Origin of the sequence: Chitinophaga pendula (genome assembly GCF_020386615.1) — a bacterium.
In the GTDB taxonomy this organism is placed as follows: Bacteria; Bacteroidota; Bacteroidia; order Chitinophagales; family Chitinophagaceae; genus Chitinophaga; species Chitinophaga pendula.
This window is the reverse complement of sequence record NZ_CP077769.1, coordinates 5,162,533-5,186,899: the sequence shown is the minus strand read 5'-3', so window position 1 is coordinate 5,186,899 and position 24,367 is coordinate 5,162,533. Positions and strand designations below refer to the sequence as shown.

Annotated in this window: 21 protein-coding genes; 11 read left to right on the top strand and 10 right to left on the bottom strand. The window is 45.9% G+C overall.

What is annotated here, in order from left to right:
- Positions 1 to 9 precede the first annotated feature (9 nt).
- Both KTO58_RS18970 and KTO58_RS18965 read left to right on the top strand, forming a co-directional pair.
- A complete protein-coding gene (locus tag KTO58_RS18970) occupies positions 10 to 4,485 on the top strand; it encodes a DUF6443 domain-containing protein (protein ID WP_198315188.1) in 4,476 nt (1,491 codons plus the stop codon).
- The gene (locus KTO58_RS18965; RefSeq protein ID WP_095837873.1) at positions 4,472 to 4,927 is read left to right on the top strand and encodes a hypothetical protein; all 456 of its coding nucleotides are present in this window, start codon (positions 4,472 to 4,474) and stop codon (positions 4,925 to 4,927) included. The genes KTO58_RS18970 and KTO58_RS18965 overlap by 14 nt, the downstream gene beginning before the upstream one ends.
- Positions 4,928 to 5,048: 121 nt before the next feature.
- Here the strand turns inward: KTO58_RS18965 and KTO58_RS18960 are convergent, their stop codons facing one another.
- Positions 5,049 to 5,279, bottom strand: a complete 231-nt coding sequence (locus tag KTO58_RS18960) for a helix-turn-helix domain-containing protein (RefSeq protein WP_095837874.1) — start codon at positions 5,277 to 5,279, stop codon at positions 5,049 to 5,051.
- Positions 5,280 to 5,298: 19 nt separating this feature from the next.
- Between KTO58_RS18960 and KTO58_RS18955 the strand changes: the two genes are divergently transcribed.
- From KTO58_RS18955 to KTO58_RS18940, 4 genes are all read left to right on the top strand, one after another.
- Positions 5,299 to 5,466, top strand: coding sequence for a hypothetical protein (locus KTO58_RS18955; RefSeq protein ID WP_157752859.1), 168 nt, complete (start codon positions 5,299 to 5,301; stop codon positions 5,464 to 5,466).
- A gap of 8 nt (positions 5,467 to 5,474) precedes the next feature.
- Complete coding sequence (locus KTO58_RS18950) at positions 5,475 to 5,723, top strand: hypothetical protein (protein WP_095837875.1); 249 nt, start codon at positions 5,475 to 5,477, stop codon at positions 5,721 to 5,723.
- A 1-nt stretch (position 5,724) separates the two neighbouring features.
- A complete protein-coding gene (locus KTO58_RS18945; RefSeq protein ID WP_095837876.1) occupies positions 5,725 to 6,081 on the top strand; it encodes a hypothetical protein in 357 nt (118 codons plus the stop codon).
- A gap of 65 nt (positions 6,082 to 6,146) precedes the next feature.
- Positions 6,147 to 6,659 (top strand): HEAT repeat domain-containing protein, encoded by a 513-nt coding sequence (locus KTO58_RS18940; RefSeq protein ID WP_095837877.1) that lies wholly within the window; start codon positions 6,147 to 6,149, stop codon positions 6,657 to 6,659.
- Between the two features lie 30 nt (positions 6,660 to 6,689).
- On the opposite strand, the gene KTO58_RS18935 is transcribed toward KTO58_RS18940, so the two are convergent.
- Entirely contained in the window at positions 6,690 to 7,283 is a 594-nt protein-coding gene (locus tag KTO58_RS18935) for a DUF4291 domain-containing protein (protein ID WP_095837878.1), read from the bottom strand.
- A gap of 336 nt (positions 7,284 to 7,619) precedes the next feature.
- On the opposite strand from KTO58_RS18935, the gene KTO58_RS18930 reads away from it, so the two are divergent.
- A complete protein-coding gene (locus KTO58_RS18930) occupies positions 7,620 to 7,934 on the top strand; it encodes a hypothetical protein (protein ID WP_095837879.1) in 315 nt (104 codons plus the stop codon).
- Positions 7,935 to 8,065: 131 nt separating this feature from the next.
- Here the strand turns inward: KTO58_RS18930 and KTO58_RS18925 are convergent, their stop codons facing one another.
- The 3 genes from KTO58_RS18925 to KTO58_RS18915 form a co-directional block, all read right to left on the bottom strand.
- Positions 8,066 to 8,296 (bottom strand): helix-turn-helix domain-containing protein, encoded by a 231-nt coding sequence (locus KTO58_RS18925; protein ID WP_095837880.1) that lies wholly within the window; start codon positions 8,294 to 8,296, stop codon positions 8,066 to 8,068.
- A gap of 240 nt (positions 8,297 to 8,536) precedes the next feature.
- A complete protein-coding gene (locus tag KTO58_RS18920) occupies positions 8,537 to 9,013 on the bottom strand; it encodes a bactofilin family protein (RefSeq protein ID WP_095837881.1) in 477 nt (158 codons plus the stop codon).
- 14 nt (positions 9,014 to 9,027) lie between these two features.
- Positions 9,028 to 10,110 carry a ParM/StbA family protein gene (locus KTO58_RS18915; RefSeq protein WP_095837882.1) on the bottom strand — a complete coding sequence of 361 codons (1,083 nt, stop codon included), beginning with the start codon at positions 10,108 to 10,110 and terminating at the stop codon, positions 9,028 to 9,030.
- Positions 10,111 to 10,333: 223 nt separating this feature from the next.
- On the opposite strand from KTO58_RS18915, the gene KTO58_RS18910 reads away from it, so the two are divergent.
- From KTO58_RS18910 to KTO58_RS18895, 4 genes are all read left to right on the top strand, one after another.
- A complete protein-coding gene (locus tag KTO58_RS18910; RefSeq protein WP_225859826.1) occupies positions 10,334 to 12,259 on the top strand; it encodes a 7TM diverse intracellular signaling domain-containing protein in 1,926 nt (641 codons plus the stop codon).
- A gap of 543 nt (positions 12,260 to 12,802) precedes the next feature.
- The gene (locus tag KTO58_RS18905; protein WP_225859825.1) at positions 12,803 to 15,757 is read left to right on the top strand and encodes a SusC/RagA family TonB-linked outer membrane protein; all 2,955 of its coding nucleotides are present in this window, start codon (positions 12,803 to 12,805) and stop codon (positions 15,755 to 15,757) included.
- A 20-nt stretch (positions 15,758 to 15,777) separates the two neighbouring features.
- On the top strand, positions 15,778 to 17,253 hold the full coding sequence (locus KTO58_RS18900) for a RagB/SusD family nutrient uptake outer membrane protein (protein WP_095837884.1): 1,476 nt from the start codon (positions 15,778 to 15,780) through the stop codon (positions 17,251 to 17,253).
- Between the two features lie 84 nt (positions 17,254 to 17,337).
- Positions 17,338 to 18,792, top strand: a complete 1,455-nt coding sequence (locus tag KTO58_RS18895) for a glycoside hydrolase family 30 protein (RefSeq protein ID WP_095837885.1) — start codon at positions 17,338 to 17,340, stop codon at positions 18,790 to 18,792.
- A gap of 58 nt (positions 18,793 to 18,850) precedes the next feature.
- Here the strand turns inward: KTO58_RS18895 and KTO58_RS18890 are convergent, their stop codons facing one another.
- The 5 genes from KTO58_RS18890 to KTO58_RS18870 form a co-directional block, all read right to left on the bottom strand.
- Positions 18,851 to 20,050 (bottom strand): DUF3570 domain-containing protein, encoded by a 1,200-nt coding sequence (locus KTO58_RS18890; protein WP_095837886.1) that lies wholly within the window; start codon positions 20,048 to 20,050, stop codon positions 18,851 to 18,853.
- A 20-nt stretch (positions 20,051 to 20,070) separates the two neighbouring features.
- A complete protein-coding gene (locus KTO58_RS18885) occupies positions 20,071 to 20,283 on the bottom strand; it encodes a DUF4266 domain-containing protein (RefSeq protein WP_095837887.1) in 213 nt (70 codons plus the stop codon).
- Entirely contained in the window at positions 20,276 to 21,208 is a 933-nt protein-coding gene (locus KTO58_RS18880; protein ID WP_095837888.1) for an FAD:protein FMN transferase, read from the bottom strand. Before KTO58_RS18880 ends, KTO58_RS18885 begins: the two co-directional genes overlap by 8 nt.
- Positions 21,156 to 21,644, bottom strand: a complete 489-nt coding sequence (locus KTO58_RS18875) for a thioredoxin family protein (RefSeq protein WP_095837889.1) — start codon at positions 21,642 to 21,644, stop codon at positions 21,156 to 21,158. The genes KTO58_RS18880 and KTO58_RS18875 overlap by 53 nt, the downstream gene beginning before the upstream one ends.
- An 84-nt stretch (positions 21,645 to 21,728) precedes the next feature.
- Positions 21,729 to 24,335: a mechanosensitive ion channel family protein gene (locus tag KTO58_RS18870; protein ID WP_095837890.1), complete on the bottom strand. Its 2,607-nt coding sequence runs from the start codon at positions 24,333 to 24,335 to the stop codon at positions 21,729 to 21,731.
- Positions 24,336 to 24,367: the final 32 nt, after the last annotated feature.

Sequence of the window (24,367 nt, the reverse complement as noted above, 5' to 3'; positions counted from 1 at the left end):
AAGATATTTATGCGTAACATCATATTATTGCTGATCCTCCTTTTCAATTGTCATATAGCTGGTGCCCAGTATAAACCAGCTCCTTATGGTAGTGACGTAAAGGTGAATTATATGCGTAGCTGGGAACCGGTAATGCCTGTGAAGGATACTGGATTCTTAATTTCAACAGCTAGAACTATTGATGAAGTAAAGCAAACCTTTGAATATATCGACGGTATGGGACGTGTAATCCAAACCGTAGATAAAGGACTATCACCAGTAGTGAATGGATCGGGGAAACTCGATATGGTCAAGCCCGTAGTTTTTGATGCCGTTGGTCAGCAATCCTACAAGTTTGCGCCTTATGTTGCAAATACATCGTCCGGTAATTTCAGATTTGATCCTTTCGGAGAACAGCGTACTTTTTTACAGACACAATATCCTGGAGAAAATTTCTTTTATGAACAAACCATTTATGAAAAATCTACTTTAAAACGTACGATTAAAAGCCTTCCTGTCGGTAACAGCTGGGCAGGAAGCGATAGGGGAACTGTACAGCAGCACCTCTACAATACGTCTGCCGACGCGGTACGTATATGGACTATTGAAAATGCAGCCGGCAGTATTCCTAAGAGTACCGTTATATATCCCGCAGGTACCTTATCAAAGTTGGTGATGATCAACGAGAATGGCAAGAGAACGGTGGAGTTTAAGAGTATGAAAGGGAAGACGATACTCAAAAAAGAGGAGCTCACGACTACTGTTGATGGACACAATGGTTGGTTATGTACTTACTTTATATATGATGTTTTCGATCAGCTACGCTTTGTAATTCCGCCTAAAGCGGTAGCAGCCATTTCAGGCGACTGGTCATTAACTTCAAAACCGGAGTTGGTAGATGAACTTTGTTACAGCTATGCTTATGATGATCGGAATAGAATGATCCTTAAGAAAATTCCTGGATCCACTGTTGAAGAAATGGTTTATGATAGCCGTGATCGATTGGCATTTAAGAGAGACGGTAATCTGAAAAGTGCTAACAGATGGTTTGTGAATTTTTACGACAATTACAACCGGACGATTATGACCGGTTTTTACAAGTCTGCTGTCAGTAGAGAAGCCTTACAACAGTCACTGAATACGGCGACGGGAACAATAATTATAAACAATATCATTGCTGATAAAGGATATTACGATCTTGTTGTGCCTTTAAAGCAACCTGGAATTACAGTATATAAGGCAAGAAACAGCATAGATTTTATAGATGGATTTGATAGCGGAGCAGAAGAGATGGAGGGTGTAATTACAAATGAGGGGAGTAACAGTAATATAAGTTTAAGCGTAAATAACCCATTACCAGGGATTAGTGAAGCCGATATTATGCCGCTAAGTTACGCTTATTATGATGATTATAGTTGGCCGGGAGTTAAAGCATATGAAGGGGGATATGCTGCTAAATTGATTGCAGGTAATAATCCCTATCCGGTTGCCGTAACAAAGTCGGATCGTGTTATAGGAAAGCTAACAGGTACCAAGACCAGAGTGCTGATTCCGGGTGGAGGTGAACAATGGTTATCCCGCACCGCATATTTTGACGAAAACAACCGTGAAATTCAAAATTTAAGCGATAATATAACCGGCGGTGTTGATATTTTAACCACCAGATACAACTTTATAGGCGCAGTTATCAGTACTTACATGCATCACCGTAACCCGCAAAGTAGGAATACACTTGAGATGAAGGTACTGACAGTAAAGGAATATGATCATGGCGGGCGTCTTATGACAGTCAAACGTCAGCTGAATGATGCAGGTAGCCTGAAAGATGTTGTAAAATATACCTACAATCCGGTAGGGCAGATGGCGGCCAAAGTTTTTGGAGACAACCTGCAGCGGATGACGTTTGATTACAATATCAGAGGTTGGAAGACTGGTATGAACAAGTCTTACCTCAACAATGACGATCAAGATTACCGCTTCGGATATGAATTAGCTTATGATAAAGTAGAATCTGTAATTTCTGGTGCAAACTATAGTAATGCAAGCTATAATGCGAATATCGCAGGTATGACCTGGCGTGGCGTGGGAGACGGTTTACCCCGAAAGTATGATTTCCTCTATGACGCCAGAGACCGGTTAATGAAGGCTGATTTCCAGGAAAAGAGAGGGGCCAACTGGAATAATACCGTTATAGACTACACCGTTCGTATGGGAGATGGTGCAAATCCGGGATCTGCATATGATGCAAACGGTAACGTTTTACGGATGCTTCAGAAAGGACTGAAAGGTACTCAGCCTGATGTTATTGATAATCTGGAATATAAATATATCAGTGACTTCTCTAACAGGTTAAAATATGTCGTGGATGAAGCCAATGATGAAAGAAGTGTGTTGGGGGACTTTAAAGAGCCTGCAGCTAATAATACAGCCAATAAAACTCAAGGGATATCGGATTACAGTTATGATATAAATGGTAATATCACGGCAGATAAAAATAAAGGGATTACCAACATAATCTACAATCACCTTGATTTACCTGAGAAAATCACTTTTGAAGGGAAAGGAAGTATAGAGTTTTTCTATGATGAAAAAGGAGAGAAATATCGTAAGAAAGTAATTGACCTGACTACAAGTCCCACCAAGACTACCATAACTGATTACGATGGAGGTTTTGTATACCAGAATGACAGCCTGCAGTATTTTGATCATATGGAAGGCCGTACTCGTATGGTCTATAAAGCCGGTCAACAACCAACCCCAGTATATGATTATTATGTAGAGGACCATTTAGGCAATACCCGGATTTTACTTACGGAACAAACGGATTTCACTATGTATTCCGCTACCATGGAAGCTGGTAGTGCCGAAAAGGAGCTGGCGTTGTTCAGTAACATAGACAACACCCGTAGTGCAAAGCCTAATGGATATCCGGAAGACAATACAACTGATAAAAACGAACAGGTTGCTAAACTCAATGCAAAAGCTGGTGGTCAGAAGATAGGGCCTTCTATTGTACTAAAAGTAATGGCCGGAGATACAGTACAGATAGGGGCAAAAGCATTTTATAAATCAATAGGTCCCAGCGATAATAAGCAGCCAGCTCCCGTCGAAGATATGGTAATGGGACTTGTACAGGCGTTTAGCGGTAATGGGTCGGCAAAAGATATTCATGGAGGCTCTTCTGCAGGCCCAGCCAATCCATTTACAAACGAATTCTACAATAATAATTATCAACGGCTAAAAGAGAAGGATCCGAATCGTTCAACACAAGAAAGACCGAGAGCCTATTTGAACTATGTACTGTTCGATGAGCAGTTTAACCTGGTGGAAGAAAACAGTGGTGTGCGACAAGTAAAAGCTACACCTGATGAGCTGCAATCGCTGGTCCAGGATAAAATGAAGATTCGAAAAAATGGTTTTCTATATGTATATACCAGTAATGAAAGCCAACAGGATGTATATTTCGATAATATTATGCTGGGGATAAATGCCGGCCCTGTACTGGAAGAAACACATTATTACCCCTTAGGACTGACTATGGCTGGTATCAGTTATAATGCATTAAAAGATAGTCGTTATGCCGCGAATAGGATAAAGTATAATAAAAAGGAATTACAACAAAAGGAGCTTACAGATGGTTCAGGATTAGATTGGTATGATTTCGGAGCCCGAATGTATGATGTACAGACTGGTAGATGGAATCATATAGACCCAAAGGCGATGGATGCACCTAATTGGTCGCCTTACAATTCGATGTGGAATAATCCAATTAAATATGTAGATCCGGATGGTGCATGGGCAGGACCACCTTCCACGCATACTGATATGAAGGGAAATGTGATAGCTGTAAGGAATGATGGTCATTTAGGTATTTATCGACATTCCGCAGCTGATATCCAATCCGGAAGGATAAATAATGATCTTCAAAAAATGATAGGATTTACGCTATATGAAAAATCTTTTATGGTAGGAGATAGAATAAATTTCAAATCTTATAGGGCGAAAGAATGGTTGAATGCGTTCGAGGCGAATCAACAGGCAATGCTTGGAGTTCAGCCGATACCACTTATCCGAAAAGCTACATATGCAATGTATGCTAGAAATGGGCAAGTATTTGATCCTAAATCTTATATGGAAGGAGGAGTGAACGGAGGCTCTCAAATTAGTGAAGGTGTGTATATCAGTAATCGTGATCTAGGTAATTATGCAGCTGGGGCATTCGCACGCATTAATGGTTTACATAAGGAAAGTTATTTACTTGAAACAGGAGCATTTAATTTGAGTCGTAATAATTTAAAATCTTTTCTCGCGAACCATGCAAAATATATAGATGAAGCTCAAAGATTTGACCCCCAAGATAAAATTTTTCAAAAGACATATGGTGAAGATGAAAGATCTAATTATTTTATTAGACTTGGCTATGAAAATATACATACCCTAAATGAGTTTAATAGAAATTTCAAAACAATTTTTTATACTGATAATAGGTATTATGGACAAAAATAAAGTAACTCATAAGCTACTCATTATATTGCTAGTGCTCATTACTAATGCTTGCTCAAATAAGGCTAACTGTGACAAAATAAGTAGTGAGGAAAAATTATTGCAAGAATATGAAACAAATGTAGGGCATGTGCGATTGACATATATAGCTCAAGGAGCTCTTGGAGGATATGTTAAACTAAGGATTTGCGATAGGCGGAATATAGTAGTTGAAGAAGTTAGTATGAGAGGGGAAGATTATTATCCAGCTATTGATAGCATAAAGGGTGAAAATGTGTATATGCACTATGAAATGCCTACTTCTCAAATTGTTGGTGAAATAACAATACTTAGTAATAAGAATGTATTTCTTGGAGAGACGTTGTTAAACAGAGACAAGCTAAAATATAAGTATTTCTTTTTAAATATTGTCCCTGATCCTTCAAAAAAACACACACGGTTTTAGGATTAGAAAATGTCTACCTGGATTGCACTCGGATCTAAAACTACCATGTTGATTTATCTAAATAAGTTAACACTGCGATTTTGTACGAAAACTTATCAGACACACTGATTCGTGAAGTAACCTACCCCTCCACATTCAACAATTCCCCCGGCCGTACACCCAGTGCTGCTGCCAACTTCAATATCATGATCATCGTGATATTTTTCTCACCATGTTCTATCTTGTCCAGGGTACTATTGTCGGTATGTAATTTAGATGCCAGGTAGAGCAGGGAGTAGCCCTTCTGTTCGCGTACTGCTTTGATGTGAGCATCTACTTGTTGCAGCAGCTGTCTTTCATGTAAGTCGATCATAACGGGTAAGTATTGCAAGGTGGAAGATGGAAATAAAAGAACTGCCTCGTTGGCGGTTAAAATTTTTGCGGAACAACATGGCTTATCAATTGTTGGACAATCTCAGATTTCAAACGTAGCCTTACAAGTTGCTACTAATCAATTAGTAGATGTGGCAGAGATTTCAAGAATACTGTTTAAAAAATAGAAATACTAATGAAACTATCAGAATTAATAAACAAAGAAATTTTGTCAGCTGGGGATATCCTAAGTATTATCCAACAGGTTGGTGAAAATAAGGATGCAATATTGGTGAAGAACGATCGAATAAGAGAGGAGAACCAGTATACGGTAGTGATTATCTTATCAAGGAAAATGGAAAAGAGCTTTAGGTGTGATGATGGCTCATTGGCGAAGGCAATGAAGATAGTGCTAAAGGAATATGTAAAAGAGTACAATCTTTAGCATGGACATAGTAGCAAACCATATTCTAGATAAATTTCTGTATCTCCTAAAGACCACAGAATCGAATTATTTATTACTCAAACTTTTGAAGAATGATGATTTATTAACAACGGATTTTGAAGAGCGATACATATTAAATGCGATAGATAAACAATTTAAAGACATTGAAATTGCAGAGCTTTCTTCCGAAAATATAATTATCTATTTAGATGCTATAGACAACCTTACCTACAGAATAGAAATGAAAAAAAAAGAAAAGACCTGGAAGATTAAGTCTTTTTTATTTCAATGTCAGGGATGTTTTGGTGAAGATCCATCTCGTGGGGTTTGCGATGGAAGTGGATGGGGCGTTCAATAAGCAGATCATTTAAACCATGAAGCATTATATACCTTTATGTGATATTAGCTTATAAGTAATAATAAATGAAAACATTAGATAGTATAATTGACGAGTTAAATAAACTTGAAAGATTTTTAATAGATGCTCATCCGCTGGACGGAATTTTCGATCCTGAAGATTGGAATAAGTTTTACTATACGGATGAGCTGCTGGAGAAATTCGAACAAGTGATGCTGATGCATGACGAGACAATGCTTATGTATTTGACGCTAATCAGTAGTGAAGATGGACTTAGTAATAAGTATACAGACGTTTTATGTAGACTTTTAAAAGCTTCTTGGCATAATAGTCAGGAGGATATCACCGAAATGTTAGGCGATATTAAAGACCCGGCTAGTATTGATGCACTTTATGAGCGAGCACTGGATATTCCGGAAAATGATGATATGCGGGCTTTGGCAAGGAAATGTATCTGGGCACTACTCGCAATAAATACACCCGAAGCGATAAAGAAGATAGAGCTGCTGGCTGCTTTAGATGATAAGTATATTAGCAATTTCGCAGCTGTTCGTTTGGGATGGAAAGAAGACAAATAATGAAAAGCAATATCCATACAAGAATATTTTTTAATCCGCATTTATTATAGGAGCTATATTTTCAGGCAAAGGATAAAGCTGTTCGTTGGGTAGTAAATCCATTGCTTGATTTATTTCATCCGCTTTAATAAGTTCATAGATCTCTTTACAATGTGTTGTGATATCTTCTATGTCAACGATCCAATCCTCAATATAGCTTGCTACGGCAATACCCGATAGCCCGATTTGAATGGAGCGGTAGCCTAATGGTTGTAGATAAATGTCTTTCTCCGGATCCCATTGAATACGAATAGGAGAATTGTTGAGTACTGCTTTCCAATTATCATAGGAAGAATGAATGGCACTGTCAAAATGTGATAAACAGGAGTTTTTTAAAGCCCATTCAAACCCTGAACGTTTTATTCTGATGGATAAAACATGTTCCTGATTTTCTTTACCTGCCCATCCTGACCGATACATCATCCATAAGAAGGAAGGCTTAATCCAGGTCATTCTTTCTTTTTTAAATGGAGGCGATACAAATGTTTGGTTGTTTACAGCTGATTGAGCTATTTGTTTATTAAATGCCTGATAAACAGTAATCGTGTCATTGTCATAAGAGGCCCTTATTACTCTCTCTTTCATTGGTACTTGATTAGATTTTCGGAATGTAAAATACTTACTTTTGAACTGTTATAATTTGATCTGGTGTATCACTATGAGGAGTGAGAAACAATTTTTTCCCAAGATGCAGCATTTTAGCGAACATACGGAGAAGAAGATGGATCTAACTAGCCTAAAATAATAGTAATAGAATTTCTTCTGCCGGCCTTAGGTATTATGGACAAAAATAAAGTAACTCATAAGCTACTCATTATATTGCTAGTGCTCATTACTAATGCTTGCTCAAATAAGGCTAACTGTGACAAAATAAGTAACGAGGAAAAGTTACTGCAAGAATAGGAAACAAATGTAGGGCATATGCGATTAACATATATAGATCAAGGAGCCCCTGGAGGATATGTAAAACTAAGAATTTGCAATAAGCAGAATATAGTAGTTAAGGAAGTTAGTACGAGAGGGGAAGATTATTATCCAGCTATTGATAGCATAAAGGGTGAAAATGTGTATATGCACTATGAAATGCCTACTTCTCAAATTGTTGGTGAAATAACAATACTTAGTAATAAGAATGTATTTCTTGGAGAGACGTTGTTAAACAGAGACAAGCTAAAATATGAGTATTTCTTTTTAAATATTGTCCCTGATCCTTCAAAAAAACACACACGGTTTTAGGATTAGAAAATGTCTATGATATCTATCTGGATTGTACTCGGATCTAAAACTACCATGTTGAATTTATCTAAATAAGTTAACACTGCGATTTTGTACGAAAACTTATCAGACACGCTGATTCGTGACGTAACCTACCCCTCCACATTCAACAATTCTCCCGGCCGCACACCCAGTGCTGCTGCCAGTTTCAATAGCATGATCATCGTGATGTTTTTCTCTCCGTGTTCGATCTTGTCTAATGTGGTATTGTCGGTATGTAACCGCGAGGCCAGGTAAAGCAGGGAATAGCCTTTTTGTTCCCGTACTGCTTTGATGTGAGCACCTACTTGTTGTAGCAGCTGTCTTTCATGTAAGTCGATCATAACGGGTAAATATTACAAGGTGGAATGTGGAATAAACTACCGTCGGTCGTAAGGTCGTATCGCTATATTCCTAATTTACGGGAAATTCTTCATTTGACAGCATTTCCATTTTATAGAAATTAGCGTGCAAGGCATTCCATCATTTGCATCGGGATGCGATATTTTGGCAACATCCGAATAAAAACACAACAGCCCGGCACATACGTGTCGGGCTGTTGCAATAATGTCAAGGGATAGGTATTACCACCAGGTCTCCTGCTCGTCTTTGGGCTGGCGGATAATAGTATCAGGAGGGATGTCGTTGATGTCAGTTGCTTCTCCTCCTTCAGGAGCAGGGGAGGGGAGGGGGGGGCCTATGAGGGCTGCCATCGCATCCCTCCGGATCTTCCCGTCTATAGTAGCACCTTTGTCAATGTCCAACACCGGTGCATAAATGTCTCCCTGGATGTAAGCCCTGTTACCGACAACAGCTTTGTCCGTTACGATCACATGGCCATATATCTTACCATGCAATACTAAACTCGTGGCAGTCACATTGCCTTTGATGCTGGCATCTTTACCGATCACCAGTTTACCGTTCACTTTGGCATCGCCCTCCACATGCCCGTCTATACGTCCGGGGATGTCGGAGTCCAGCGGCCCATATATGGTGATCTGCCGGGGTAGCAGAAAACCACCTTGACCGGTAGCTTCTCGGATGAGGTCTCTTACAGTCATTAATTAGATTGGATTTAAACGATGGGGGGCGCCGTAGGCGCTGCCGCTGGGGCAGGAGCTACCGGTGCTTCCTTCTCGAAGATGGAAATGATAGAGCTGGCATTACCCAGGTCCATACCTACGCATACATTAGGTTTGTTGTCAGATATACGCAGTGAATTATACAGGTATCCCATGCTGATCAGGTCCTCCGGATTAGGAGCTACCTCCACAGGTATAAAGTTATTGTATTCTTCCGCAAAAGCATCCGTCAGCTCCTTATAGTGAGCACCACCACCCATCAGGTAGATCTTCTCACAGCTCTCAAAGTCACGGTCCGTAAAATACTGCCGCATCAACGGGGAGATCACTTCCTTATAATATTGCGTCAGCAGCTCCTTCCGCATATCCTTCAGGTCAATACGTTTACGGTTAGTGAAGATGGATGCCTTCATAAATGCCTCATCCAGCTGATGCTCGTTCTTCATCTCCAGGTAATACTTCTTACTCAGCTCACGCGCCAGGTTGTTGATAGCATACTTGATACCAAAAGAGCTGAAACAAGTACGGTGTACCAAACCCTCACTGGCAGCCAGTCCACCCTCTACCGTACCAAAACCGAAACTCACCGCGATGAAGTTCTGGTCAGCAGGAATATCCAACGCTTTCTTCAGCCCGATAATACCTCCCACGATCTCCGGAATGATCTCAAACTTCTCAATGTCAAACATCCCTTTCTTTACGCCGCCTTTGGTATTAAAGGTCTGCGTATCGTACTCCATCAGGAAATGACGCTTCGCCAGGAACTGCTCCGCTGCCGTTTTATATACGTTGTAAGTAGAAAAAGGAAAACCCATCGTCAGCGATATAGGCTGCTGTACACGGTCGATCGTATTCAGCATGGCAGCCTTGAATAAAATATCATAATCCTCCTCTTCCGGCGATGCATTCGTCACCCGGCCAGGATTAATGCCGCCACGCTTCGCTAAATTGCCAACCAGGTACCAGGTATTGTCTTTCTTTACCTTCAACCCATTCAGCAAATCTTTGGAAGAATTTTCTGTATTACCGAATGCCGTCTCAAAAACGCTCGGAAACTTAATAGTGGATACTTTCATAGTGCTGTAAATAATGAAGCTGGATGTGTGAATAGTTTAGGATAATTCTTGCATTCTTTTTCCCGAATCTCTAAGTTACATATAAATCAGAGTAATACATAACTTCTTTTTGCTGCCCCTTCTTGATAATATTTTGTTAACAATACCCCCGTTTACCTCCCCGCCTCCTCCACCCATACCCTCGATAAAAAACGCAGAATTCACTATCTTGGACCGTTGTTCTATGATGAAAAGGAGGGGATTAATACAAAAATGTTGCTGGTGGTGGCTACTGTGCATGCTGTGGGGAAAAGGAGCCTCCGCACAACAAGTGGTGCCCATCACCAACACCCTCAAACAACATATCTTCACCTTCGCTGAGATCGAATACCTCGAAGACCCCTCCTCCAGCTTTACCTTCGGTCAGATCACCAGCCCGGAATGCAGCCGCCGCTTTAAACCGAGTGCCAAAAGCACGCCGCAAAATGTACGACGCACCTCCGCTTACTGGTTCCGTATCCGCATACAACACGATCGCTCCCTGCAAAAACACTTCCTGCTGGAGTTCTTCGATCAAACCATCGATGAGATCAACGCCTACATCCCACAGGTAAATGGCAACTACCACGAAGTCACCATCGGCGATAAACTACCATTCCCGCAACGCACCTTCCGGCACAAAAACTTCGAAATCCTCCTCGACGACGATATGGCAGGCACCTATACTTACTACTTCCGGGTACATTCCCTCCAAACCGCCGACGTCATCATCGTCCTCCGCTCCCTGGACCATTTTGTGTCCTACGGACTCACCGAATACCTGTCCTTCGGCATCTTCTATGGCATGATCCTCATCTTCAGCTTCTACAACCTGATCATGTTCATCGCCATGCGCCAACGGCAATACCTGTATTACGTATTATATATATTAAGCGTCGCCCTCTACGAAATGTGTACCGATGGGATCGCCTATCAATACCTCTGGCCCGATGCACCGGCCTGGAACCAATTCGCTTACGGAATACCACTATTCTGCATGAGCATATTCGCCCTGCTCTTTACCCGCACACTACTCCATGTCAGGTTCCGTGCCCCACTGCTCAACAAGATTATCATAGGGGTCATGATCGCCCGCACCACCTTCCTCGTTGGATGCCTGCTGATCAATCCCTCCTGGTTCAACTATAAGTTTGTCGAGATCATCCCCCTGGCCGTCGCATTCGGCACCGGCATATACGTCTGGACAAAAGGATACCATGCTGCCAGGTTCTTCGTCCTGGGATACAGCTTCCTATTCGTTGGCTTCATGCTCAAGTTTTTTATCATGCTGGGATACAGCTGGCTCAACTTCGGCATCATCAGTTACTATAGCCTCAGCTTCTGCTTCATCCTGGAAATGTTCTTCCTGTCATTCGCCATCGGCGATAAAGTACGCCTCCTCAAACGCAAAAAAGAAGTCGCCCAACGCCAGATGATACGCCAGATGACAGAAAACAACCGCCTCAAAGACGATATCAACAGAGAACTGGAATCCCAGGTCCAGGCCCGTACCCGCGAACTGGCGGCCAAATCCGCCGTTATCGCCACCCAAAACGAAGAACTGCTCCAGGTCAATGACCTCCTCCGTGAACAGGCCGATGAGATCTCCCGCATGAACGCCCTCCTCGAACAAGACAACCGTCAGCTACAGACCAATGTGGAAAAAGTATCCCGCGCCCGTGCCCTGTCCACCCCCGTCGACTTCGAAGAGTTCAGCAAAATATACCCCGACAAAGAAAGCTGCTTCGCCTTCCTCGCCTCCCTCAAATGGAAGGATGGCTACCAATGCCGTAAATGTAACAGCGACCACTACTTCAATGGTCATCAACCCCACAGCCGCCGCTGCGGCAAATGCGGCTACGAAGAATCCGTTACCGCCAACACCATCTTCCAAAATAGCCGCATCCCGATCAACAAAGCCTTCTACCTCACCTTCCTCGTATACTCCTCCCGGGGCAAGATATCCTCTCATAAACTGTCCGATATCCTGGAGATCCGCCAAAGCACCTGCTGGGCCTACGCCTCTCGCATCACCAAATTGATGGAACTCCGCAAAAAAGAACTCCGCCAGGATAACGGCCAGGGATGGAGCCGCCTCGTACTCGAAGAAATAGACACCACCACCACCTGACACCCTCCACCATCCCCGACGCTACGCACCCACCCTCTCCACCGTCTCGCTCCACCAACCCCTACACGATAACCACATAATATATTATATACCCTCATTCCCCCCGTCCACCTCCCATATTCAACGGTACTATTCCGTATCAAAACTATCTAGCCCATTTAACCGTATATCTGCCCATTCCTTTATTTATCAAGCAGTTTATCATAGTGGAGATTACGGTATTGAAGCGTATCAATTTTGTTATAACTATTTAATTATCAGTTGATTGTGAGAAATATTTTTGTTTGTTACGATATTTTCCCCATAACTTTACATCATAAGACCACTTTTGTAAAGCTGATTTTTCCACTTCATTAAAGTCATTTTAAGAGATACAAAAAATTCAGGGGGGACTTTTTTTACCACAAAACCACGAGATCATCGTAACCAATATCTGTAAACCGCACATAAATCACGTTAAGTCGCACAACACGCCAATTTCAAAAAACAAATAGCTAACATTCAAAAAACAGCATTTATCCGCTAACCATTTATGATCATGTTATGAAGAAAAGGCTCGCTTTTTTCACAGCCATGCTACTCCTCGTTTGCTCAGTAGTACTGGCCCAGGATCTTAATATCCAGGGACTTGTCCGGGACCGCCAGGGTAATCCGATCCCCGGAGCTACCATCAGGGTAAAAGGTACTTCCAAAGGTGGTACCACCAAACCAGATGGTACCTATGCTATTCAGGCAGCGTCCACTGCTGTCCTCGAATTCTCCTTTATAGGCTACAAAACACAGGAAATCGCCGTCGGCGGCCGCACCCAAGTCAATGTCACCCTCGAAGATGGTAACACCGACCTCGACGAAGTGGTAGTCGTAGGGTATGGTACCCAGAAAAAGAAAGACCTGACCACCGCCGTAGCCGCCATCAGCACAAAAGACATCTCCGAACGTCCCATTGTGATCGCAGCAGGTGCCCTCCAGGGTAAAGCCGCCGGCGTTCAGGTATCACAACCTTCCGGTAAACCAGGCTCCGGATTCTCCGTTCGCGTACGTGGCGCCACCTCCGTACTAGCCGGCAACGATCCCCTCTACGTAATTGATGGAGTACCCACCGGCGATGCCCGTGACCTCAACTCCAACGATATCGAATCTATCCAGGTACTGAAAGATGCTTCCTCAGCCGCCATCTACGGTGCCCGCGCTGCCAACGGTGTCGTGATCATCACCACAAAAAGAGGCCGCGCCAACACTTCCCAGATCAATTTCAGCGCTTATTATGGCGTGTCCAACCTGGCGAAAAAAATCAACGTACTGAATGCCGACCAATACAATGCCCTCATCACAGAAATGGGCATCCCACTGGTAGCAACAAAAGAAACCACCGACTGGAATAAAGAAGTATTCCGCACCAGTATCAACCAGAACTACCAACTGTCATTCTCCGGTGGTACCGACAAATCACAGTACTTCATCTCCGGTGGTATCACCCAGGACAAAGGTATCGTACGCCCCGCCGGCTATAACCGCTATTCCTTCCGTTCTAACACCGACAACCAACTCCGTTCCTGGTTAAAAGTCTCTACTAACCTGAGCTACTCCAACGTACAGTTGAAAGATGTAAAGGATAATGCCAGCGCCGGCCGCAACGCCGTAGTATTAGGTGCCCTCAACGCGCCGCCTACCATCGGTAAATACATGTACGACGCCAACGGTAACAAACAATTTACCCAGAACCCATACAAATCAGGCTGGGATAACCCCCTCGGCGCTATCGAAGGCCCCACACAGGGCACTATCGACAACCGCATCCTGGGTAACGTGGCTGCCGACGTATTCCTCACCAAAGGACTGAAATTCCGCAGTAACTTCGGCGCCGACTACTTCAACCATAAATACGACTACTACCTCGATTATATCATGACCACGCCCGGTCGCCTGGATCACGGTACAGCCACCTCGCAGAAGTTTAACAGCCTGACCACCCTCTGGGAGAATACCCTGAACTACGACAAGAGCTGGAAAAAACACAGCCTGTCCGCACTGGGGGGTATCACAACACAGCAGAATAAATACAACGTATCCGATATCAACGGCCGCGACTTCCCTGCTGACCCAACCGTAAAAACACTCAACGCCGCCAACCAGGTAACAGCATCCACCTTCGAATCAGAGTGGTTCCTGATGTCCTACATCGGCCGCGTAATGTATAACTACGATAGCAAATATCTCCTCACAGCCAACTTACGTTACGATGGTTCCTCCAAACTGGATAAAAGACATAAATGGGGCGCATTCCCGTCCGTATCTGCTGGCTGGCGTATCTCCGGAGAACCGTTCATGAAAGATATCAAAGCCATCTCAGACCTGAAGATCCGCGCCAGCTGGGGCCAGAATGGTAACCAGGAAGGACTGGACCCGTACGCCTCCTACGGCCTTAACACCTTTAACCGCCGTACACCTACCAGCCCGCTCTCCGGTCCTGCAATCGTACCGCCAACCATCGGTCCTAACCCCGATCTCAAATGGGAAACAACCACCCAAACCAACATCGGTATCGACCTGAGCCTGTTCAATTCCAGACTCACATTCACCGCAGACGCATATATCAAAAAGACAAACGATCTCATATTGAATGTACCCTTACCTAACACCGCTCCTTACACATCCATCCCCCGTAACTCCGGTGCTCTGCAGAATAAAGGCCTCGAATTCGTGATCTCCAGCATCAACATCGACAAAAAGGACTTCACCTGGAAAACAGACTTCAATATGACCTTCAACCGTAACAAGATCACCCGCCTCGACCTGAATAAAATATACCGCTTCGCCGGTATAGAAGGCCGCGACGAAGTAATCCTCCTACAGGAAGGAGTACCCCTGGGTACCTTCTTCGGATATATCTCTGAAGGCGTAGATCCGCAAACAGGTAACATTAAATATAAAGATGTAAATGGCGATGGCGCCCTCACTCCCGAAGACCGTACTATCATCGGCAACGCACAGCCTAAGTTTACCTATGGCCTGAACAGTGACCTGCGCTATAAAGACTGGTCATTCGCTTTCCTCATCCAGGGCTCTCAGGGTAATGATATCTTCAACGCATCCCGCATAGAGACAGAAGGCATGTACGATAGTAAAAACCAATCTACAGAAGTATTGCGTCGCTGGACTACCCCCGGCCAAAACACAGATATCCCCCGCGCCAGCAACGGCGATATCAACAACTCCAGGGTATCTTCCCGCTTCGTGGAAAATGGTTCCTTCCTTCGTCTGAAAAGCGCTACCATCGGTTACAGCCTGCCAAAGTCACTGGCAGAAAAGATCAAACTGAACCGCCTCTCTGTATACGTTACCGCACAAAACCTGTTCACCATCACCAAATACAAAGGCTTCGATCCCGAGATCAACGCCTATGCAGCGGATAAGAACAACGGCCCTGCCCTGGGTATAGACTACGGTACTTACCCTACCGCCAGAGCTTTCATCTTCGGTGTTAATATGTCATTCTGATCACCTTTTACATGTGCAATATGAAAAAACTGCTTTTTATATTAGTCTCCGCTGCAACTGCCTCCGGCTTGTTGCCCTCCTGTGCGGACAAACTGGATCTGAAGCCTATATCGCAAACAACCGTTGGCGATGGCGGTCAGGGTACAGCCGGATCATTCATTAAAGATCGCGCTACCGCAGAAGCCGCAGTAGCCGCTTGCTACGCCTACTTCAAAAATGGCGCCGCCGAATACTACGTGCTGGATTATTTTAATGTCGGCGACGCCCAGTCAGATAATGCCTACGCCGGTGCCGACAACGCAGATGGCTTCCAGATAGATGAATTCAAAATACAATCTACCAACGTATGGGTAGGCCGCGACTGGAGATACCTCTACGCACACATCAGCAGCGCTAACGCGGTCATCATCAACGTTCCCAAAGTGACAGACCCTAATCTCTCACAGGCACGCAAAAACCAGATCGTAGCCGAAGCCAAATTCATCCGCGCACGCGCCTACTTCGATCTCGTACGCCTCTTCGGTGATGTACCCCTGGTAATAGAAGAACTGCCGACCATCACCTCCGACAACCTGGCACAGATATATCCACTGCTATATCCGTCCCGCAAACCAATAGCCGATATCTACGCACAGATCATCAAAGACCTGGAAGAAGCAGGCCCCGACGCTCCAACTACAGCAACTAACAAAGGTTTCGTAACTCAGGGCGCTATCTACACACTCCTGTCTAAAGTATATGCGACACAACAACCTGCCAATTGGAACAAGGTTAAAGAAAATACCGATAAGGTCATCGCCCTCGGTTATAGCCTCCTCCCTGTATACGAACAACTCTGGGATGGCGCGCACGAAAACTCCGCCGAATCCATCTTCGAACTCAACTTCGATAGCTGGGAAACAGGTGGCAACTGGGGTACCAACATGTTCAATGGTAACGACTGGAAGAAATTCTGCAACCCGTCCAACGATATGATCAAAGCCTACGACGACGCAGGAGATGCCGTACGTAAAGCATCCACCATCCGCTTCGAAAACGTAACCGGCAAATGGAGCGATAGATACCTGCCGGTAAGCAACTTCCCGTTCTTTACCAAAATGCGTAAAACAGATGGTACACAAAATATCATCATCTACCGCCTGTCAGATGTACTCCTGCTCCGCGCAGAAGCACTCAACGAACTGAGCGACCTCGAAGGCGCCCGCACCCTCGTCAACAGAGTACGCAACCGCGTAAACCTCAACGGTACCACCGCCGCCGATCAGGCGTCCATGAGACTGGCAATAGAAAAAGAACGCCGCCTCGAACTGGCTTTCGAAGGCCAACGCTGGTACGACCTGCTCCGCACTAATAGAGCCATCACCGTTATGCAGGCCGTAAAAGATGGAAATGGTAACAGCCTCGGATACCAGCTCAACGAAAACAAATTGAAATGGCCCATCCCGCAGGGCGAAAAAGATAAGAACGCAAACCTTACCCAGAACCCGGGATACTAATAGTCCCTGTGTAATAAAAGGGTCTGTTATAAGGTACACCACCTCACAACAGACCCTTTTGCTCATCCTTCTAAATCCACGACTATGACAAGACACATCACCGGCCTCTTTGCTGTCGGCCTCTGCGCCATCAGCCTTGCTTGTAGCAGGTCCTCCGCAGACAAAGACACCTCACCCACCCCAAACCCCGCCAACAACACCACCGGAAAAGCCAGCATATGGGTCACCACCGGCGACCAGCAACGGCTGCTCAACAAAGGCTCAGACATCGACATCACCAAACCCACCGCCAACAACCCCGCCGCCATCACCGTCGACTTCTCCCAGTCCCTGCAGGAAATAGATGGTTTCGGCGCCGCCCTCACCGGCTCTTCCGCCTATCTCATCAATAAAAAGTTAAACCCCGCACAACGCGATCAACTACTCCGCGACCTCTTCGATCCCAACACCGGTATCGGTATCAGCTACCTCCGTACCACCATCGGCGCATCCGATTTCTCCTTGTCTGATTATACCTACAACGACCTCCCCTCAGGTCAGACAGACCCCCAACTGCAAAAATTTTCTATCAACAAGGAAAAAGACGATGTCATACCCGTATTCAAAGCCATCCTCGCCATCGCTCCTGCCATTAAAATAATGGCAACACCCTGGAGCGCCCCCGCCTGGATGAAAACAAATGGACTACTGGGAAGAGGCAAACTCAAACCCGAATGGTATCCCACCTACGCCAATTACCTGCTTAAATACCTCCAGGCGATTAAAGCAGAAGGGATCTCCATCGAAACCATGAGCGTACAAAATGAACCACTGCACGAAGCAACATACCCGTCCATGAGAATGGAACCTGCCGAACAGCTGGACTTCATCAAAAATCACCTGGGCCCCCTCTTCAGACAGCAAGGCGTTACCACAAAACTCCTCCTGTACGACCACAACTGGGATCGCCCGGACTATCCACTCACCATCCTCAACGACCCACAGGCCAAATCATTCGTCGCCGGATCCGCATTCCATGCCTACGGTGGCAACGTATCCGCCATGTCACAGGTCCACAACGCACATCCCGATAAAGACCTCTACTTCACCGAAATATCCGGCGGAGCCTGGGCTACCAACTTCTCCGATAACATGAAGTGGAACATGCGGAACATATTTATCGGTACCACCCGCAACTGGTCCCGCAACGCACTCCTATGGAACCTCGCCCTGGATGAAAACAGCGGCCCCACCAACAGAGGCTGTAACAACTGCCGGGGCGTAGTCACCATCCAGGCCTCCGGCAATATCGTTCGTAACGTAGAATACTACACGCTGGGACACATGTCCCGGTTCATCCGCCCGGGCGCATTCAGGGTCAGCAGCACCGCCACCGGCCTGCAAGACGTAGAAAGCGTAGCATTCAAAAATACCGATGGCTCCAAAGTGCTCGTAGTACTCAACGGTAGCACCGACAGAAAAGCCATTACCGTACAGACAACTGATCAGCAATTTATCTGCTCGCTCGAAGGCAACGCAGTAGCAACAATAGTTTGGTAAAAGTGTAGTTGATGTCAAACCAGTAGGAGGGGGGTAGATAGAGATACCTCCCTCTTTTTTATCTCCAGGCTTCCAGTAACAACGACAACATATGCGCCTTCAACTGGTCCGATCGCTGGTAATACGCATATCGTAACGTCACCGCCTTAAAAGTGTAACGACGCAGGAAACGCTGCTGCGGCGCAAACCGGATATCTAACCCGCCCTTATAAGTCTGCAACCGCGATAGATCATAATCAGAAGTATAATAAGCCGCCTGGCTGTCATGCTGGCCATAAGGCTGAAAATAACTGGACCCCGTCTGCGTATGGAACCGTATCAATGGCGACAACGTCAACATAGGTGTCACCTTGATAGGCGCCTCCAGCTGAAAGGTATGCCCCGTAATACCAAAATTATCCGCATAAAACCGGTAATAGGAGCGAAGTACCACCCGGCTCCCCGTAAATGAATTCAGCTGGACACCTATCGGAAACTTCCACCGCTCCCCGGGCAATTTCTCCACCCGCAACGGCGCATCCTTAAAATAAACCCGGTGAAAAGGTGTAGACAACAAACCGCGCTGGTACACCACCTCCGGGAACAACGCCAGCTGCATTCGCGCATTGATCACCTGGTAAAAAGAAGTGTTCAGGTTCACAGAAGTACGCCGGTACTCGCTAAACCATTCCGTATTACGCAGCTCCGCCGGATACACCAGCTTCTCCGGACGGTAATAATCCGGGTCCAGCCGCCCCCAACGCAGATCATCAAAATAACAGAGCAAACTCGCACCCACCTCCCGCATCCCCGATGCCGCCGTATGCGTAAAATGAACACCCACCGGTATCGAGAAATAATCAGACTCAATAGAGAACCCCGACTGTATTCCCAACCGCGTACGCGTACCCTTCAGCCGCCGGCTGTAACCACCATTCATATGTATACGGGCATCCACCCGCGAAGCCGATGACAATACCGCATCGATCCGGTCCGTAGATGCAGAAGTAATAACATCTACTCCGGCATTCAACTGGTAAGTCTGCAACGTATCCCGCTGGTAATTCAGGTTGATCTCCGGTGCATACACCTGCAACGCCTCCGTACCTATACCGCCCGTCACAGCAGAATGATCACCGTCCTGCGTATAATAAGAGAAAAGCACCTGGATATCCGTCTTGGATACCCGCTGTTTTTTGTAAGGCTTATCCACCGGCGCCTGTGCCCGGGCATAAAGAGAAGTAGCCAGTAATCCGAATAACAGGTATCTTTTTTTCATGATCGTTCCTACAGTACAGGTTAATTACAGCCACAACCACCGCTGGCCTTACCAGTGCCACCACCACTGGCGCCCTCCCGGTAAGTATGCACGTTGTCGTCAAATTTTTCGATCATAGCCTTACCTGGTTTCATCTGCTCATCATTGAGATATACCCGCTGGTAAGGCCGAACCGTCGCACAACTGCATAGCAGTAATGCAACGGACAACAGTAGTAATACATGTCTAAGCATGAGTATGTAATTGTATTTGCCGGGAAGTATGGATACGGTTTTCCTCATCTATCACGATCGCATGTACATCAGGCAACTGATCTGTCAGATATAGCCCCGCACATACGCCCATCACCGTTACCGCCGTCGCTAAAGCATCCGACAGCTCCGCACTGGGACTGACAATCGTTACACTCTTAATTCCCTGTACAGGCATCCCCGTTCTTGGGTCTATATTATGTGAATAACGCTCACCGTTCACCTCAAAATATTGCTCGTAATTACCGGAAGTAGCAACAGAAGATTGTTGGATAGGTAACCATAGTAATACCCGCTCTGCCGACACCGGGTCTGCTATTCCCACCTTCCAGGCCTCCCCCGAAGGTTGTTGCCCCCACGCCGTCAGATCACCACTTGCATTGATAACGCCACTCCGCACACCGCGCTGAAGTAATAACGCTTTCACCCGGTCAGCAGCATATCCCTTGCCGATCGCACCAAAACCAATCTGCATACCGCTTTGCCGTAAGAACACCTGCCCCGCTCTCGTCAGGTCTATATGTTGATAACCAGTCTGCCGTTGAGCTGCTTGCAGCTGGCCCTTAGTGGGTAACGCAAATGCCCGGCCTTTAAAATTATATAACGCCTTCAACGCGCCGGTAGAAATATCGAAAGCACCTTGTGTCATCGCCGATAACCGCATACATCGCTGCATCAACGCATAGACTTCTGCCGGTACGTCCACCGCCATACGCCCCGCCGACTGGTTAATGACAGCGGTAACAGATGCCGGGTCAAATACAGTCAGCAACCGCTCTATACGTTGTATCTCCGCCACGCCGGCAGCCAGATGAGCCTGTGCTGACTGCTCGTCAGTATCCGTCACCGTTAGCTCAAAGTCCGACCCCATGAGCCGCTGCCGGAGCTGGTACTTTTGAAGTTGCATATGGCTGGTTTTTGATCAGCGCCTGAATACTAGATATAAAATCAGCGGGCGAGCGCACAGTAGAAGGTACCGTGCCAAGCGACTGCTGAGACGCCGTAAGTAATACAACATAAGGGAAAGCACCGTCCGGATTAAAACGCGAAGCCAGGTCCTCATACTGTGCCCGCAACTCCGCAGCTACCCGCTTACGCTGCGGAAAATCAGCTTTCATCACCACCAGTTCCATACGGGCATACCGCACAAAACTACTGTCAGACAATACCGCCTTCTCCAATTGTATACAGGGAATACACCAGTCCGATCCCGAAAATACCAGCAACACGGGCCGGTGCTGCTCCCTGGCCTCCCGAAACGCCTGAGTGGTATCCGTCACCGCCTGCCCATTCACATGGACCATCGCTGATAAGAGGAACAACAATAACAAACAACTACGCATAAGCTGGTTTTCATGATGCAAATGTAAGGCTTAAGTATATGGCGGCTATATTATCAAACTAACAGGAAAAGTTAAAATAACGGCTTACGATGACGGTACCGGTGGTACTACCGGTGGCACATCTCCCTCCGATACATCTCCCCTCGGTGAGGGTGGATGATCAGGCCCTTTCCCGCTATCCTTCGGGGCCGCCTCCCGCTGCTGATGCAGATCGGCCTCCCATCGCTGCCATAACTTGGGATCTATAGAACGTATATGCAGTTCACGTTGGGGATTGGGAATACGTATACCCGCCGCCTGTAATTGCTGGTAAATGTCCGCCAGGATATCACTTTGCAACGATCCCGCCAGACCAAGATCACTGATCCAGAGGAATATCCGGAAGTTAATGGCATTGTCCCCGAACTGGGAAAGGAACACCACCGGCTCCGGCAACGTCAGCACTCCCTCCCGGCCCACAATAGATTCCTTCATTATCGTGATCACTTGCTGCACATCAGCACCATAAGCCACACCGATCAATAACTCCAACCTGCGCGTACGGCCACTCAACGTCCAGTTGATCAACTGCTGCGATATCAGGTCCCCATTAGGTACCACCACATCCGAACCGTCATAAGCCGATATCTTACTCGACCGGATACCAATCTCCTTCACAACTCCCGACCGGGTCCCCAACTCTATCACATCACCCACCTCTATCGGCTTCTCAAACGCAAGGATAATTCCAGATACCAGGTTGTTCACCACATTCTGCAACCCAAAGCCTATACCCACACCCAACGCACCAATTACAATCGCCAGTTTGTCCATCGGAATACCCGATGCCGCAAAAGCGATCAATACCCCAATAGTAAGCACACCCAATCGCACCAGCAACATGGCAGATCCCAGCTTCCCCTTCTTGAACGTCCCCGAAGGCTCTCCCGTATTACCGAAAAAATACGAGATCAATTGCGTCACGATCGTAGCCACCCAGATCACCACCAGGAACACTAATATACTCCCGTACGAAAATGCCGTATTGCCGATCTTACGCTCCTTACCCAGAAAAACACTCAACGAATCAAATATCGCATCAAATACATACAGGTTACGCGCAATCAGGGTCAACCAGGCTATCGCTGCCAGTATCGTAAACATATTCTTTAACTTCGACTTCACCCGCTGATAGTCGATAAACGAAATGAAAGTACTCGAATTTTTATTCGCCTCCACCTGCAGATACACCGCCTCCATCAATATCTCTATAAACACCATCAGGTTTACCGCCATCACAATGTTAATAACACTGCTCGCGCCAATAATTTTGGCTGCCGTCACCCGCGCTATCAAAACCATCAGCAACGAAATACTACTCATCACAATAAACAACCAGATCACCGCCCGGCTATACCTCGGCAATGCCAGCGTAGTATGTTTCGTAGCTTTCAACAACCGGATACCCAACACGATACAAAAGATCGCGCCGGCAAATAATGCCCAGTGCTCCACAAACGTCGCCTCGATCAATAAGTTGTTAACACAATACAGAAATAATAACACCGTCAGCACAACCCACCAGCGGAAAAAATTACTAGGTAGATAACTGTATAATACCAACGTCAGCGCAGCAATCGTCACACCCCAGTTCAATTCTGTGTACATAAGCGGATACCGTATGGAAATAAAGGAAGACAAAGTAAATACCACAATCAGCATACTTGCCAGCGGAAAACGATACACATACCGCGAATGCTGTAAAATCGACTCCGCTTCCGTCTCCGGATGCCGCTGCCTTATCTTATGAATATTACTGAATATCCACCACGCAAAAAGCACTCCTACCAATATCCAGATCAGGATCACCTGCCACTGCACCGCCAGAAAAATAATCAACACCTTCAGATTTTTGACGATCGAACTACGAAGCACCGGCAGGAACATATGCGCCTTCTTCGCATTCTCCGCCCGCTGCCACAAATAAGTATAGTCCTTGTTGAACATCCGGTTGCCAAAAGTGGAAAGCTGGAAATCCATCTCCTCCAGCAGGTTCGTAACATCAATATAACGGTTCGCTATATTGTTCTGCAGAAAACCCAACCGCAATAAACTTACCTTATTGGCACTGTCCGCTTGCCGGAACTTTTTCACCAGCGTAATGATCTGCCCCTTGTATTGATCAAATAACTCGTCATCCGCCGGTATACTACGCATCGTACTATCCCGCGTGATCTGCACCATCGTATCATTGATCTGTACCAGCTTACTGTAATAACGGTTCACCTCCTCCTGCCATAGATCCAGCTTCCGCTCCAGTTGCACCAACATCACCTTGTTGGTATACAGGTCATGCACATTAGGCGTACTCCCCAGTGTGGCAATATTCCGCTTGATCACATGCAACGACGTATCCACCAACGGCATATTATCAACGATGTAAGAACTGTCATATCCCCGCTTCAACGTACTGATCACCTTATTAAACATCACCGTATAACCCTCTATCCGGTTCAGGATAATAGCCACCACCGTATCCGACTTTCGGAAACGGTTCGTATCCCGCGCAGCCCGGTTCAGGTTTTTACTCATCGCAATACTGTCTAAAGGTTTAGTGTCAACAGGTGGCGTCTGACCTGCAGCATGCAGGCAAAACAAGCTGAGTAAGAACACCAGCCCGAAAAAAGGGGTATTTATTGTGGTTGTACGCATAGCTTAGTTACAGTGAGGCTGCCCTCGCAACC

Excerpts from the sequence above, each read along its gene's own strand:
- KTO58_RS18970 (WP_198315188.1), top strand. The coding sequence starts at position 10 with ATGCGTAACATCATATTATTGCTGATCCTCCTTTTCAATTGTCATATA.
- KTO58_RS18965 (WP_095837873.1), top strand. The coding sequence starts at position 4,472 with ATGGACAAAAATAAAGTAACTCATAAGCTACTCATTATATTGCTAGTG.
- KTO58_RS18960 (WP_095837874.1), bottom strand. The coding sequence starts at position 5,279 with ATGATCGACTTACATGAAAGACAGCTGCTGCAACAAGTAGATGCTCAC.
- KTO58_RS18950 (WP_095837875.1), top strand. The coding sequence starts at position 5,475 with ATGAAACTATCAGAATTAATAAACAAAGAAATTTTGTCAGCTGGGGAT.
- KTO58_RS18945 (WP_095837876.1), top strand. The coding sequence starts at position 5,725 with ATGGACATAGTAGCAAACCATATTCTAGATAAATTTCTGTATCTCCTA.
- KTO58_RS18940 (WP_095837877.1), top strand. The coding sequence starts at position 6,147 with ATGAAAACATTAGATAGTATAATTGACGAGTTAAATAAACTTGAAAGA.
- KTO58_RS18935 (WP_095837878.1), bottom strand. The coding sequence starts at position 7,283 with ATGAAAGAGAGAGTAATAAGGGCCTCTTATGACAATGACACGATTACT.
- KTO58_RS18930 (WP_095837879.1), top strand. The coding sequence starts at position 7,620 with ATGCGATTAACATATATAGATCAAGGAGCCCCTGGAGGATATGTAAAA.
- KTO58_RS18925 (WP_095837880.1), bottom strand. The coding sequence starts at position 8,296 with ATGATCGACTTACATGAAAGACAGCTGCTACAACAAGTAGGTGCTCAC.
- KTO58_RS18920 (WP_095837881.1), bottom strand. The coding sequence starts at position 9,013 with ATGACTGTAAGAGACCTCATCCGAGAAGCTACCGGTCAAGGTGGTTTT.
- KTO58_RS18915 (WP_095837882.1), bottom strand. The coding sequence starts at position 10,110 with ATGAAAGTATCCACTATTAAGTTTCCGAGCGTTTTTGAGACGGCATTC.
- KTO58_RS18910 (WP_225859826.1), top strand. The coding sequence starts at position 10,334 with ATGATGAAAAGGAGGGGATTAATACAAAAATGTTGCTGGTGGTGGCTA.
- KTO58_RS18905 (WP_225859825.1), top strand. The coding sequence starts at position 12,803 with ATGAAGAAAAGGCTCGCTTTTTTCACAGCCATGCTACTCCTCGTTTGC.
- KTO58_RS18900 (WP_095837884.1), top strand. The coding sequence starts at position 15,778 with ATGAAAAAACTGCTTTTTATATTAGTCTCCGCTGCAACTGCCTCCGGC.
- KTO58_RS18895 (WP_095837885.1), top strand. The coding sequence starts at position 17,338 with ATGACAAGACACATCACCGGCCTCTTTGCTGTCGGCCTCTGCGCCATC.
- KTO58_RS18890 (WP_095837886.1), bottom strand. The coding sequence starts at position 20,050 with ATGAAAAAAAGATACCTGTTATTCGGATTACTGGCTACTTCTCTTTAT.
- KTO58_RS18885 (WP_095837887.1), bottom strand. The coding sequence starts at position 20,283 with ATGCTTAGACATGTATTACTACTGTTGTCCGTTGCATTACTGCTATGC.
- KTO58_RS18880 (WP_095837888.1), bottom strand. The coding sequence starts at position 21,208 with ATGCAACTTCAAAAGTACCAGCTCCGGCAGCGGCTCATGGGGTCGGAC.
- KTO58_RS18875 (WP_095837889.1), bottom strand. The coding sequence starts at position 21,644 with ATGCGTAGTTGTTTGTTATTGTTGTTCCTCTTATCAGCGATGGTCCAT.
- KTO58_RS18870 (WP_095837890.1), bottom strand. The coding sequence starts at position 24,335 with ATGCGTACAACCACAATAAATACCCCTTTTTTCGGGCTGGTGTTCTTA.